Source organism: Pseudomonas sp. Irchel s3f10 (assembly GCF_900187515.1).
GTDB lineage: Bacteria > Pseudomonadota > Gammaproteobacteria > Pseudomonadales > Pseudomonadaceae > Aquipseudomonas > Aquipseudomonas tensinigenes.
The window spans coordinates 71,799-84,918 of sequence record NZ_FYDZ01000008.1 but is presented as its reverse complement, the minus strand read 5'-3'; the positions used below and the strand labels follow the sequence as shown (position 1 = coordinate 84,918).

The window sequence follows — 13,120 nt, the reverse complement described above, 5'->3', positions numbered from 1 at the left end:
GACCGAACAAAGGCTTCCCATGAGTGTAGATGCGCAAGATGTAGTACTCGTCGTCGAGGACGAACCGGTTATCTTGATGGTTCTGACAGATTACCTGTCGGGCCAGGGCTATCGCGTGCTGCAGGCCGAAAACGGCGAGCAGGCCTTCGAAATTCTCGCGAGCAAGCCACATCTGGACATGTTGATCACCGACTTTCGTCTGCCTGGCGGTATTTCCGGCGTGCAGATTGCTGAACCTGCGGTAAAGCTGCGTCCTGATCTGAAGGTGATTTTCATCAGCGGTTACCCGCAGGAAATCCGCGAGACCGGCAGCCCGATTACGCGCAAGGCGCCGATTCTGGAGAAACCGTTCGATCTGGATGTCTTGCAGGAAAAGATTCAGGAGTTGCTCGCGTAAAGCCCTGTAGGAGCTGCCGAAGGCTGTGATCTTTTGATGTTGATGATCAAAAGATCGCAGCCTTCGGCAGCTCCTACGGTTTCAGTGTTTCAGCGGTTTCAGCTTTTGATCATCTCCCGCACCTTGGCGGTCAATAGGTCAAAAGTGAATGGCTTGGTGATCATCTGCATTCCTGAGTCGAGGAATCCGCCACGCACGGCCGCATGTTCGGCGTAGCCGGTGATGAACAACACTTTCAACCCCGGCCGGTATTGCCGGCCAATCTCCGCAAGTTGCCGACCATTCATGCCCGGCAGACCGACGTCGCTGATCAGCAGATCAATGCGTTGCGCTGAATTGAGAATCGGCAAGGCACCGTCGGCGTCTCCGGCCTCCACAAATGCATAACCCAATTCACTGAGCACAGCACTGACCAGCACGCGTACGGCCGGGTCGTCTTCGACGATCAGCACGGTCTCGCCATCTATGGCTTGGGGAGCCTGCTCGGTATCGGAAGCGGGAAGTTCGAGTTCTTCGCCACGGAAACGCGGCAAGTAAAGTTTGACCGTCGTGCCCTGATCGATTTCGCTGTCGATCGAGACGTGCCCACGCGACTGCTTGCTGAAACCGTAGATCATCGACAGGCCCAGACCGGTACCCTGACCGATCGGCTTGGTGGTGAAAAATGGATCGAATGCACGGCTTACCACACTCTGCGGCATGCCGCTGCCGTTGTCGGTGACGCTCAACATCACGTAATCACCAGGCTCAAGATTGGCGTAGGCCTGAGTAAAGTCACGGTGCAGTACCTGATTACTGGTCTCGACCACCAGTTTGCCGCCCTCGGGCATGGCGTCGCGGGCATTGATCACCAGGTTGAGCAGGGCGCTTTCCAGTTGATTGGGATCTGCTTCGGCGACCCACAACTTGTCGTCAAGACGCATGTCCAGCTGAATGCTTTCGTTGAGACTGCGCTGCAATAGCTCGCTCATCGACAGCACCAGGGTGTTCATCTGTACGGCTTTCGAATCGAGCGATTGTCTGCGCGAAAACGCCAGAAGCCGATGGGTCAGGCCGGCGGCACGATTAGCGGAGGTCACACCCAGATCGATCAGGCTGTCGAGGTCTTCGGTGCGACCTCGCGCCAGGCGCCGACGCAGTAATTCAAGACTGCCGATGATGCCGGTAAGCATGTTGTTGAAGTCGTGGGCGATACCGCCGGTGAGCTGGCCGACCGCTTCCATCTTCTGCGACTGGCGCAACGCTTCTTCGTTGTGCCGCAGTTGGGCGGTGCGTTCCTCGACCTGTTGCTCAAGCGTTTCCAGCGTCGATTGCAGGCGTCGTTCACTTTCACTGAGATCGATCAGACGGTCGCGGGCTTCATACTGTCGTCGTCGACCGCGCAAGGCAGCGGATACCAGGCTGACCAAGGTGGCCGGGTGAAAAGGGCGCTCAAGGAAAGTCACGTTGCCCAACAGGCCGCTGAGGTGCGAAGACGGGCCTTGCTCCTGTCCGCCGTGATGGGTGAGCAGCACAATCGGTAGATCCGACCACGCCGGTTGTTGCTCCAGATAGTGCAACAACGCCTCCATTTCCGGACCGCGTAATGCTTCTGCCGCAATCAACAATAGCCCGGCACCGGGTTCCAGTTGCGTACACAGCGTGGCGAGATCGGGGGTGATCATGCCGCCGTAACCCGCCTCGTTGAGAATCATCAGCGCAATCTGGCTGTCGCGGCCCATGGGCGCCAGAATCAGCGCCCGTTCGGACAGCGGAACCGCAACTGTCACGAGCCTTGTTCCTGTAACAGTGGATTACTCGCGCCGAGGTAAGTGGGCACCCCGCGAAGCACGCCTTGAAAGGCTTCCAATGGTTCGCCGATGGTCATGCCCTGTTTCGAGATCCGGTATTCACGAATCGTTGATTCATGGCTGCCGGTGCGTTTCTTGATAATGGATATCGCACGGCGGACTTTGCCGATGGCTTCGAAGTAGCGCAACAGAATCACCGTGTCAGCCAGATAAGTGATGTCGACCGGCGCCTGCATGTCGCCAACCAGACCGTGCTGGGCCACTGTCATGAACGTCGCCGCACCTTTGCGGTTGAGATACAGCAGCAGCTCGTGCATGTGCAGCACCAAAGCGTTTTCTTCCGGCATCGCCGCCTGATAGCCGTTGATGCTGTCAATGACCACCGTTTTGATCTGGCGCTCGTCGACGCAACGACGTACACGGTGCGAGAACTCACCCGGTGACAACTCGGCGGCGTCAACCTGCTCGATCAGCAGATTACCGGTGGCGCGCAGGGCCTTGAGATCGATGCCGATATTTCTCATGCGCTCGAACAGCAGTTCCAGCTCTTCGTCGAAGATGAACAGCGCGGCTTTTTCCCCGCGAGCCACAGCAGCGGCGGCGAAAATCATCGATATCAATGATTTGCCGGTACCTGCCGGGCCCAGAATCAGGGTGCTGGAGCCGGTTTCGATACCGCCGCCGAGCAAGGCATCCAACTCTTTGATGCCGCTGGTCAATTGCAGGCGCGGATAGTCACCACGGTGCTCCGCCGCTACCAGGCGCGGGAATACGTGCACGCCATCACCCATGATGGTGAAGTCGTGATAACCGCCGCGGTATTTTTGCCCACGGTATTTGATCACGCGAATACGTCGGCGCTCGGCACCGTAGTTAGGCGTCAGTTCTTCAAGACGAATCACCCCATGGGCGACACTGTGCACGGTCTTGTCGAGGGATTCGGTGGTCAGGTCGTCGAGCAGCAACACGGTGGCGTCGTAGCGCACGAAATAATGCTTGATCGCCAGAATCTGCCGGCGATAACGCAAGGAGCTTTGCGCCAGCAACCGGATCTCCGACAGGCTGTCGAGTACCACTCGCGTCGGTTTGAAGCGTTCGACCACCTCGAAAATCTGCTTGGTCGCCTCACCCAACTCCAGGTCGGAGGAATACAGCAGGCTCTGCTGATGTTCAGCGTTGAGGAGACTTTCCGGGGGTGTCAGCTCGAAAATGTGGATATTCTCGTCCAGCTCCCAACCATGGGAAAGCGCCCCTTGGCGCAGTTCACGCTCGGTTTCCGAGAGCGTGATGTACAACGAGCGCTCGCCGGCTTTGGCGCCGGCCATGAGAAAATGCAAAGCGACCGTGGTTTTGCCGGTACCGGGTTCACCCTCCAGCAAAAAGACATGCCCGCGAGACAAGCCACCGGCGAGGATGTCATCCAGGCCTACAATACCGGTGGCGGCTTTCGCACTGATCAACTCGTTAGATGTAGACAAAAAATGCCCTCTCATGACTAAGGGAAGCGAGGCCGCTGACTGAATTGAACGGCCTGAACTACTTGACCCGCAGCAATGATGGCAGTTCCGCTTTTTCTTCAGCGCGAAAGGATTTACCCCATTGCCGCAGGATCAAAGACCTTGCAGCAGCGCCGGATCGTCAGGGTTCAACTGCTCCAGTTGAGCCAGCAAAATCTGTACGTTCTGCAGTTGACCGCTTTCCTTCCAGTAATTGATCAGCAAGACCCGCGCCTTGCGGTCGGCAGGGTGGCGCTGGACGATTTCCTGCAACTGTTTCTGCGCCGCTTCCAGCTCTTGCGCACTGTGCAGGGTGGTTGCAAGGTCGTAGCGGTAGTCCTTGTTATCGGGCTCCAGTTCGACAGCCTTGGACAGGCCGAGCAAGGCATATTCACGCTGGCCGTGGTGCAGCAGCCACAGGCCGAGGGCATGTTGCAGATAGGCGGAGTCAGGCTGGGCTTTAAGCTGTCGGGCGAGCAGTTGGCGGGCGGCGTCACTCTGGCCCTGGCGGTCGAGCACGTCGATCTGCATCACCAATGCCGGCAGGTTGCCGGGTTCCAGCCGCAGTGTGTTGTCCAGCGCCAGCTGCGCTTCCTTGAGTTCGGCGTTATGTATATAGAGGCGCGCCAGTTGCGCATAAGACGCGGCGCTTTCCGGTTGATCCTTCAGCGCCTGTTCCCAGCCATCGATTGCCTGCTGCAACGGTGCGAAATACAGACCCAGTTCGTCCGGGGACAGGCCGAGCAGAGCATTGATTGCCGCAAAACGAACGGTTTGATCCTCGTCATCCAGCATCGGCCCCAGCAACAGGCTGCGTTGCCCGCCAGGCACCAGGCCCACGACACTTTTGATCGCCGCCAGGCGCACCGCGGGCGCTTCGTTCTGGAGATCCGCGTCGGCGAGCTTCAGGGCCTGTGGGCTTGGGTAGTTGGGCAACTCGCCATGCAGCCAGACACGCCGCTTGACCGAAAGATCCGGACGTCCCAGTTGCTGATACAACTGACGCGCCGCGCCCGGTTCACCGGTACGGGCGGCGCCCAGCGCTTCGCTGTAGCCATGTTTGATTGCATCCGGAATCACCGCAGTGGTGCTGCGCACGGACAGCCAGACCACGGCGGCAATGAGAACAAGGCCAAGACTGATAAGCAGGTAGCGACGAGACTGAGGCATGCAGGTTTCCGAAAACAGACGTACTTGAGCAGAGCGGCAAGCTTCGGTCAGCTCGGGCTCTGAGTCAAACACCGAGCAAGCGAATCGCCCTACAAGTTCTGTCGACTTCGAAACCCGTCAGGCATGCGATGCAGTGTCTACGCTTGCAGGAGTCGCTTCGTTGAGTGTTGCCATGCAAGCTCTGTTCAATTATTTCAAGGTTGTGATCCATCCAGGTCAAGCCGTACTGCTGTTTGCCCTGCGTACCATTGCGGCGGGTCTGTTGACGTTGTATCTGGCGTTTTTGTTCGATCTCGATCAGCCCAAGTGGTCGATCATGGCGGTCGTCATTGTCAGTCAGCCGTTGGCGGGCATGGCGCTGGCGCGCAGTTTCGGCCAGGTGATCGGCACCACCCTTGGTGCGACGGTTGCAGTATTGATCATGGCGGTCTTCCCGCAGGCGCCGCTGCCGTTCATTACCACGCTGGCTCTGTGGCTGGCGCTCTGTACCGCGGGCGGCACGTTGCTGCGTTACACCAGTTCCCAGGCGTTTGTACTCAGCGGTTATACCGCTGTGGTAGTGGCGTTGCTGGCTATTCCTGATCAGGATGGCACCTTCCTCCTTGCCATTACCCGTGTTACCGAAACCTTGCTGGCTGTGGCCTGTGTCTGTGTGGTCAGCCTGCTCACGGCGCGCCCGCAAACCGTGGCCAAAGGTTACTTCGCCAAGGTTGATCAGGTGATCAAGCTGGCAGCGAGCCATGCCGCGGCAGTGTTGCGCACGGAGGAAAGCGAAGCCGATTTTCAACACCGACAAATGCGTTTGCTTGGGGAGATCAGTGCCCTGGAAGGGTTGCGTCGCCATTTGTATTTCGATGCGCCACGTTTGCGCAGCGCCAATAACCTGGTGCTATTGCTGGGCAATCAACTGATGCTGCTGACCTCGCGGTTGACCGCTTTACGGCATCAGCGCGAACTGCTGACCGAGCGCTGGGAGGGTGATCTGCCCCTCGATATCCAACGCCTTCGTGCCGATGAACTGGCACTTCTCGACCAATTGGCGGAGCAGGGGCGGTCACTGCCTCCGGATAGACGCCATCACATAGTCACTTTGCAGCAACAGTTCGAGGTGTTGGCCTATAAGGCCGAGCAACTGACCGAAGACATGAGCGCTACTCTGCGTTCGCTGGCATGGGCGTTGCGTTGGGAACAGGCGCGGCTGTTACAGCAACTGGAACAGATTCTGGAGTTGAGCGATGCCATTCGGGAAGGGCGGGAGGCCAGTTGCCTTTATCGTGGTCAGGCCAGCCCCTTGCACCTGGATTTCACTCTGGCCTCGATGAACGCCGTCCGCGCCTTTACCGCATTACTGGTTGCCGGGTTGATCTGGATCGAAACCGCCTGGGATGGCGCACGAGGCGGGATGATTCTGGTGGGCATTCTTTGTTCGCTGATGGCGACGTTTCCGCGGCCGCTGCTGGCCGCACAGAGTTACGCCCGAGGCTTGGGGCTGGCGCTGGTGGTATCAGCCTTTTATCAATTCATGCTGGTACCGGCGATCAGTGATTTCGAGCTGTTGGCATTACTGCTGGTACCGCTGCTGTATGTGATCGCTGTCGGCTTGGCGAGTCCGGCAACAGCGGGGATCGGCATGGGGTTGGGATTGTCGAGTTTCCTGCTGCTCGGCCCGCAAAATGTCGGCACCGGGCAGAACACCGCGATTCAATGGTTCGAATTCGCCGGCGCCTACGTCAGCGCGGCCATGCTTGCCCTGATTGTCTATGCGTGGATTTTCCCGTTTCGCCCGGCGTGGCGCCTTCGCCGTCTGTATAACGAAGCGCGCGAGCAGGTGTATGCGCTGACCAAAACCCCCGCGACCGATGAACAACAGTTTGCCTTCGAAAGCCGTATGGTCGATCGCCTGACCAGCATGCTCGGCCTGCTGCCAGCGGCGAACAGCCGGCCCATGCAGCAACTGTATGAAATCAGTCTGGCTTGCGTGGCACTCGGCGTGGCAATGCACCAGTTGCGTCAGCAGGCGCACAACAATGCGCTGCTGACGGACGCCTTCACTCAGCGTCTGGCATCGGCCGTGCGCAAAACCGGGCGCTTTGTCGCCGGGCGACAGGACGTGCAACTGGCGCCGTTGTTGGCCACCCTGCATATGTTGGGCGACGAACTTGATGAACTGCACGTCGCCAGCCATGAGCATGTCTGGTCGCTGTTTCGTATGCGTGTGGCCCTGTTGATCGTCGTGTCATTTCTGCAGCGCCACGGTGACGATATTCAGCGTACCGTCCCGGAAGGAGAAGCAGCCCTTGCCCATTGATTTCGAAATCGGCGGTGTCTATCTGCCGCCCATTGCCCAGGCGTTACTGCTGGCCATCCCGATATTCATGATGCTGGACTGGGGATTGCGGCGTCTGGGCGTGCTGCGTCTGGTCTGGCATGAGGCGCTGTTCGAAGGTGCCTTGTATGCCTGCGTGTGTGCCACGCTGATTTTGCTGATGGGAGCCTGATGCCTTGAAAGTGCTATTCACGCGATTGATCACATTGGCGGTGGTGCTGCTGGCGATCGTACTCGGCTGGTTTGCCTGGGAGCATTACACCCGTGCGCCGTGGACCCGGGATGCACGGGTGAGGGCGGATGTCGTGACCTTGTCTGCCGACGTTTCGGGGCGGATTGTCAGGCTTGCGGTGCAGGACAACCAACATGTCGCCAAGGGGCAACTGCTGCTGGAAATCGATCCGGCGCGCTATAGCCTGGCGGTGGAGCACGCGCGACGGTCGGTGGAGGTCGCGAAGGCAACGCTGGGCCAGTCTCAAGCCTCCATTGTTGCCAGTGAAGCCTTGCTCAAGCAGCGGCAGAGTGAAGAGCGCCGACGACGTACGCTCAAGCAGGGGTTCGCGATCTCTGGCGAAGAGTGGGAAAAATCCAGTACCGATGTGGCCATGGCCCAGGCGGACGTGTTGCGCAATCAGGCCAATCTCGGTCTTGCCGAGGCCAATGTGCAGTTGGCAATTGCCGCATTGACCCAGGCTGAACTGGACTTGCAGCGCACCCGCGTCGAGTCGCCAGTCAGCGGTTACGTGACCAACCTCCTGACCCGTGAGGGTGACTACGCGGTGAGCGGCGGCGCTTTGCTGGCGCTGGTCGACAGTGACTCGTTCTACATCAGTGGTTACTTCGAAGAAACCAAATTGCCGCGAATCGGCGAGGGCGATCGGGTGCGGGTGCAATTGATGAGCGGGGAGACCTTCGGCGGCAGGGTGCAGAGCATTGCCTTCGCCATTGCCGACCGTGAGAACGCGCCGGGCAGTCGGTTACTGGCCAATATCAACCCGAGTTACACCTGGGTAAAACTCGCGCAGCGGGTGCCGGTGCGGATCGATATCGATGGCGACTACGCCGGTAAAAACCGCCTGCGAGCGGGCACCACAGCCACCGTCACAGTGCTGGAAAACACCCGATCTGAAGAACACCGTTAACCCCGTGGGAGCGAGCCTGCTCGCGAAAGCATTGGATCAGCCCCGATGGTATCGCCTGACACACCGCATTCGCGAGCAGGCTCGCTCCCACAAGATTTCATCGATCAAAAATCAAAAAAAAGCCCCGCGACCGAATGATACGCGGGGCAAAAAATTTGGTTGGTTGCGGCCAACCAAAGGAGCTCTTTAACAATCGATTACTTGCTGGCAACAGTCTCCGGTTGCCAGCCGCCGCCAAGGGCCTTGTAGATCGCGACAATGCCGCGATACAGGTCGACTTCAGCCTGGGCCTGACTGTCTTCGGCGTTTAACCGTTCGCGCTGCGCGTCGAGCAGCACGAGGAAGTCAGTCGTGCCTTCGCGATAGCGGATTTCGGCGAGGTCGGCAGCCTTGCGGCTTGATTCGCTCTGACGAATCAGCGAGATCAGGCGTTGCTGACGTTTGCCGTAGTCACTGAAAGCGTTTTCCGACTCTTCCAGGGCCAGCAGCACTTGTTGCTCGTAAGTCGCCAGTGCGCCTTCGGCTTCAGCATCGGCGCCACGCAAACGGGCGCGTACGCTGCCAAGGTCGAACGCCGCCCACGTGATGCTCGGACCGAGTGCCCAGGCGTTGGCCGCCGAGGAACCGATTTGCGAACCACGCCCGGCCGTCCAGCCGAGGAAGCCGCTGAGGCTGACCCGTGGGAACAGATCGGCTTTCGCGACACCAATGCGCGCCGTGGCCGAAGCCAGATTGCGTTCAGCGCTGAGAATGTCCGGACGACGTTGCAACAGTTCGCCCGGATCACCGATCGGCAAGGCTTTGGCAATCGCGGGCAAGTCTTTCGGACTCAGATCGACAGTCAGTTTGTCCGGACGCTCACCGAGCAGGGTGGCGATACGGTTTTTCTGCCGAACCTGTTCCGCCTGCAACTGCGGCACGGTGGCTTCAACGTTGGCTAGACGCGCATCGGCGCGCTCGACATCAAGCTGATCACCGACACCGGCGTCTCGCAGGCTGATGGTGATCTTGCGCGATTCCACCTGATTGTTGAGGTTGGCCACGGCGATCCTTTCGCGCAGTTGCGCGCCGCGCAGTTGACCGTAAGCGTCGACCAGTTCGGCAATCATGGTGACTTGCAGTTGGTACAGATCGGCTTCGGCCGCTTGCTGGTCGGCGTCGCTGGCTTCCAGATTGCGCTGGATACGCCCGAACAGATCCAGTTCCCAGGCCATGTCCAGCCCCAGGTCATAGCGTTCGCTATTGACCCGGTCGGTGGTCTGGCCAGGGATTTGTCCCTTGGCCAGATCACTGCTGGCGCGGCTGGTGATGGTCGGCATCGCATCGTTGCTGGCGTCGTCGCGGATTGCCCGGGCGGCTTTCCAGCGGGCGAACGCCACGCGCAGTTCACGGTTGCCTTGCAGCGATTGGGTCACCAACTGATTGAGGGTCGGATCGTCGAATTGCTGCCACCAGATGCCTTCGAATTTCGAACGGTCGAAGTTCTTTTGCCCGGCGGCGCCGTCGGTGACGGCCGTGATATTGGCCGCCTCCGTGGCTGGGGTCTTGTAGTCGGGGCCGACAGCGCAGGCGCTGAGGGCCAGCACCAGCAGACTCGGCAGGAAGACTTTCAGACTCATTGTTGCGCCTCCAGTTTCAGAGCTTTGGCCGCTTTGCGGGCTTCGCCGCGTTCGACAAAGTTACGGATCAGTACGTAGAACACTGGCGTCAGCAACAGACCGAAGAAGGTCACCCCGAGCATCCCGGAGAACACCGCCACACCCATGGCGTGACGCATCTCGGCACCGGCACCGCTGGAGAACACCAGTGGCACCACACCCATGATGAACGCGAAGGAGGTCATCAGGATCGGCCGCAGACGCAGACGGCAGGCTTCCAGTACCGCCGCGAGCGGGTCGAGGCCTTCTTCCTGTTTGTCCTTGGCGAATTCGACGATCAGAATCGCGTTCTTACAGGCAAGTCCCACCAATACGATCAAGCCGATCTGGGTGAAGATGTTGTTGTCACCGCCCGAGATGATCACGCCGGTGATGGCCGACAGCAGGGTCATCGGTACGATCAGGATCACCGCCAGTGGCAGGCTCCAGCTTTCGTATTGAGCGGCCAGTACCAGGAACGCCAGCAATACGCAGAGCGGGAACACGAACAGCGCGGTGTTGCCGGACAGAATCTGCTGGTAGGTCAGGTCGGTCCACTCGTAGGTCATGCCGTTCGGCAGTTCATCCTTCAGCAGTTTCTCGATGGCTTTTTCCGCCTGACCGGAACTGTAGCCCGGAGCAGCCGCGCCGTTGATTTCTGCGGTGATGAAGCCGTTGTAGTGCATCACGCGATCCGGGCCCGAGGTGTCGCTGACCTTGATGAAGGTCGCCAGCGGGATCATTTCGCCTTTGTTGTTGCGCACTTTCAGCTGGCCGATCTGGTCGGATTCGAGGCGGAACTGCTGCTCGGCCTGAACGTTGACCTGATAGGTGCGCCCGAAGCGGTTGAAGTCGTTGGCATATAGCGAACCCAGGTAGATCTGCAGGGTGTCGAAGATGTCGCTGACAGCCACGCCGTGGGTCTTGGCTTTTTCACGGTCGATGGCGGCATCGACTTGTGGCACGTTCACCGTGTAACTGGTGAACAACCCGGCCAGTTCCGGCACGCTGTGGCTCTTGTTGATGATGTTCATGGTTTCTTTGTACAGCTCGTCGTAGCCCAGGTTGCCCCGGTCTTCGATTTGCAGGCGGAAACCACCAATGGTGCCCAGACCTTGTACCGGCGGTGGCGGGAAGATCGCCATGTACGCCTCTTGAATGTTCGCGTACTGACCGTTCAAGGCCCCGGCAATTGCACCGGCGGACATGCTCGGGTCTTTACGTTCGTCGAACGGTTTCAGGGTCACGAAGACGATGCCGGCGTTCGGACTGTTGGTGAAGCCATTGATCGACAGCCCCGGGAACGCTACCGCGCTTTCCACGCCTGGCTGTTTCAGCGCCATGTCGGACATGCGCTTGATCACTTCTTCGGTGCGATCCAGGCTCGAGGCATCCGGCAGTTGTGCGAAGGCCACCAGGTATTGCTTGTCCTGGCCGGGGACGAAACCGGTCGGCGTGCTGGAGAAACCGAAGAAGGTCAGCACCATCAGGCCTGCGTACAACAGCAGGGCGATGCCGCTGCTACGGATAACCCGGCCCACCGTACCGACGTAGCCATGGCTGGCGCGGTCGAAGAAACGGTTGAACGGACGGAACAACCAGCCACCGAAGATCTTGTCGAGCACCTTGGAAAAGCGGTCTTTCGGTGCGTCATGGCCTTTCAGCAATACTGCGGCCAATGCTGGCGACAGGGTCAGCGAGTTGAACGCCGAGATCACGGTCGAGATGGCGATGGTCAGTGCGAATTGCTTATAGAACTGCCCGGTGAGGCCGGAGATGAACGCCGCCGGAATGAACACCGCACACAGCACCAGCGCCGTGGCAACGATCGGACCGGTTACTTCACGCATGGCCCGTTTGGTTGCTTCGACCGGTGTCAGTCCGAGTTCAATGTTCCGTTCGACGTTTTCCACCACCACGATGGCGTCGTCGACCACGATACCGATGGCCAGTACCAGGCCGAACAGCGACAGCGCGTTGAGCGAGAAGCCGAACAGGTGCATCACCGCAAACGTACCGATCAACGATACCGGCACCGCCACCAACGGAATGATCGAGGCGCGCCAGGTTTGCAGGAACAGGATCACCACCAGTACCACGAGGATCAGTGCTTCGAAGAGGGTGTGAACCACCGCTTCGATCGAACCGCGCACGAAGATCGTCGGGTCATAGACGATGCTGTAATCCATGCCTTGCGGGAAGCCTTTCTTCAACTCGTCCATTTTCGCCCGAACGTCGTTCGAGATGTCGATGGCATTGGAGCCTGGACGCTGAAAGATCGGGATGGCTACGGCCGGCTGGTTGTCCAGCAACGAACGCAGCGCGTATTGGCTGGAGCCTAGTTCAACGCGAGCGATGTCCTTGAGGCGAGTGATTTCACCGTCGTCGCCTGCACGAATGATGATGTTCTCGAACTCTTCCTCGGAGACCAGACGACCCTGTGTGTTGACCGACAGTTGGAAGCTCTGGGCATTCGGGGCAGGGGGGGCACCCAATTGACCGGCCGCGACCTGACGGTTTTGCTCACGAATCGCCGTGACCACGTCGGTTGCAGTCAGATTGCGCGAAGCGGTCTTGTTCGGATCGAGCCAGACCCGCAGCGAGTAATCGCCCATACCAAACAACTGCACATCACCAACACCGTTCAGACGAGCCAGCTCATCCTTGATGTTGAGGATTGCGTAGTTGGACAGGTAGAGCATGTCGTAGCGCTTGTCCGGTGAGGTCAAGTGCACAACCATGGTCAGGTCGGGCGAAGCCTTGTCGACGGTGATACCGATGCGCGTCACTTCCTCGGGAAGCTTCGGCTCGGTACGGGTCACCCGGTTTTGCACCTGCACTTGCGCGTTGTCCAGGTCAGTGCCCAGGGCGAAGGTGATGGTCAGGGTGATCTTGCCGTCAGCGGTCGACTGCGAGGACATGTACAGCATGTTCTCGACGCCGGTGATGGCCTGCTCCAGCGGAGCGGCCACGGTTTCACCGATGACTTTAGGGTTGGCGCCCGGGAAGTTGGCACGTACCACCACGGTTGGCGGCACGACTTCCGGGTATTCGCTGATTGGTAGCTGGAACAGCGAGATCGCACCGGCGATCAGGATCAGCAGCGAAAGCACCGCTGCGAAGATCGGCCGTGAAATGAAGAATTGGGAAAAATTCATCGGA

9 protein-coding genes are annotated in these 13,120 nt (G+C 59.2%); 4 read left to right on the top strand and 5 right to left on the bottom strand.

Going from position 1 to position 13,120, the window contains the following annotated elements:
- The first annotated feature begins 19 nt into the window (after positions 1 to 19).
- The gene (locus CKW17_RS18125; RefSeq protein WP_003225116.1) at positions 20 to 397 is read left to right on the top strand and encodes a response regulator; all 378 of its coding nucleotides are present in this window, start codon (positions 20 to 22) and stop codon (positions 395 to 397) included.
- Positions 398 to 495: 98 nt separating this feature from the next.
- Here the strand turns inward: CKW17_RS18125 and CKW17_RS18120 are convergent, their stop codons facing one another.
- From CKW17_RS18120 to CKW17_RS18110, 3 genes are all read right to left on the bottom strand, one after another.
- On the bottom strand, positions 496 to 2,166 hold the full coding sequence (locus CKW17_RS18120; protein ID WP_095120876.1) for an ATP-binding protein: 1,671 nt from the start codon (positions 2,164 to 2,166) through the stop codon (positions 496 to 498).
- Positions 2,163 to 3,665: an ATPase domain-containing protein gene (locus CKW17_RS18115; RefSeq protein ID WP_095120875.1), complete on the bottom strand. Its 1,503-nt coding sequence runs from the start codon at positions 3,663 to 3,665 to the stop codon at positions 2,163 to 2,165. The genes CKW17_RS18120 and CKW17_RS18115 overlap by 4 nt, the downstream gene beginning before the upstream one ends.
- A 132-nt stretch (positions 3,666 to 3,797) precedes the next feature.
- Positions 3,798 to 4,853 carry a tetratricopeptide repeat protein gene (locus CKW17_RS18110; RefSeq protein WP_095120874.1) on the bottom strand — a complete coding sequence of 352 codons (1,056 nt, stop codon included), beginning with the start codon at positions 4,851 to 4,853 and terminating at the stop codon, positions 3,798 to 3,800.
- A 172-nt stretch (positions 4,854 to 5,025) separates the two neighbouring features.
- Between CKW17_RS18110 and CKW17_RS18105 the strand changes: the two genes are divergently transcribed.
- The 3 genes from CKW17_RS18105 to CKW17_RS18095 are packed head-to-tail and all read left to right on the top strand — an operon-like array spanning position 5,026 to position 8,321.
- On the top strand, positions 5,026 to 7,161 hold the full coding sequence (locus CKW17_RS18105; RefSeq protein ID WP_095120873.1) for an FUSC family protein: 2,136 nt from the start codon (positions 5,026 to 5,028) through the stop codon (positions 7,159 to 7,161).
- Positions 7,151 to 7,351 (top strand): DUF1656 domain-containing protein, encoded by a 201-nt coding sequence (locus CKW17_RS18100; RefSeq protein WP_095120872.1) that lies wholly within the window; start codon positions 7,151 to 7,153, stop codon positions 7,349 to 7,351. The genes CKW17_RS18105 and CKW17_RS18100 overlap by 11 nt, the downstream gene beginning before the upstream one ends.
- Before the next feature lie 4 nt (positions 7,352 to 7,355).
- A complete protein-coding gene (locus CKW17_RS18095) occupies positions 7,356 to 8,321 on the top strand; it encodes an HlyD family secretion protein (RefSeq protein WP_095120871.1) in 966 nt (321 codons plus the stop codon).
- 197 nt (positions 8,322 to 8,518) lie between these two features.
- On the opposite strand, the gene CKW17_RS18090 is transcribed toward CKW17_RS18095, so the two are convergent.
- Together CKW17_RS18090 and CKW17_RS18085 are read right to left on the bottom strand one after the other, a co-directional pair.
- Positions 8,519 to 9,940, bottom strand: coding sequence for an efflux transporter outer membrane subunit (locus tag CKW17_RS18090; RefSeq protein WP_095120870.1), 1,422 nt, complete (start codon positions 9,938 to 9,940; stop codon positions 8,519 to 8,521).
- Positions 9,937 to 13,116, bottom strand: coding sequence for an efflux RND transporter permease subunit (locus CKW17_RS18085; protein WP_077573019.1), 3,180 nt, complete (start codon positions 13,114 to 13,116; stop codon positions 9,937 to 9,939). Before CKW17_RS18085 ends, CKW17_RS18090 begins: the two co-directional genes overlap by 4 nt.
- Positions 13,117 to 13,120 lie beyond the last annotated feature (4 nt).

Bases quoted from the DNA above. Each gene is read 5' to 3' on its own strand.
- CKW17_RS18085 (WP_077573019.1), bottom strand. From the start codon at position 13,116: ATGAATTTTTCCCAATTCTTCATTTCACGGCCGATCTTCGCAGCGGTG.
- CKW17_RS18110 (WP_095120874.1), bottom strand. From the start codon at position 4,853: ATGCCTCAGTCTCGTCGCTACCTGCTTATCAGTCTTGGCCTTGTTCTC.
- CKW17_RS18090 (WP_095120870.1), bottom strand. From the start codon at position 9,940: ATGAGTCTGAAAGTCTTCCTGCCGAGTCTGCTGGTGCTGGCCCTCAGC.
- CKW17_RS18125 (WP_003225116.1), top strand. From the start codon at position 20: ATGAGTGTAGATGCGCAAGATGTAGTACTCGTCGTCGAGGACGAACCG.
- CKW17_RS18105 (WP_095120873.1), top strand. From the start codon at position 5,026: ATGCAAGCTCTGTTCAATTATTTCAAGGTTGTGATCCATCCAGGTCAA.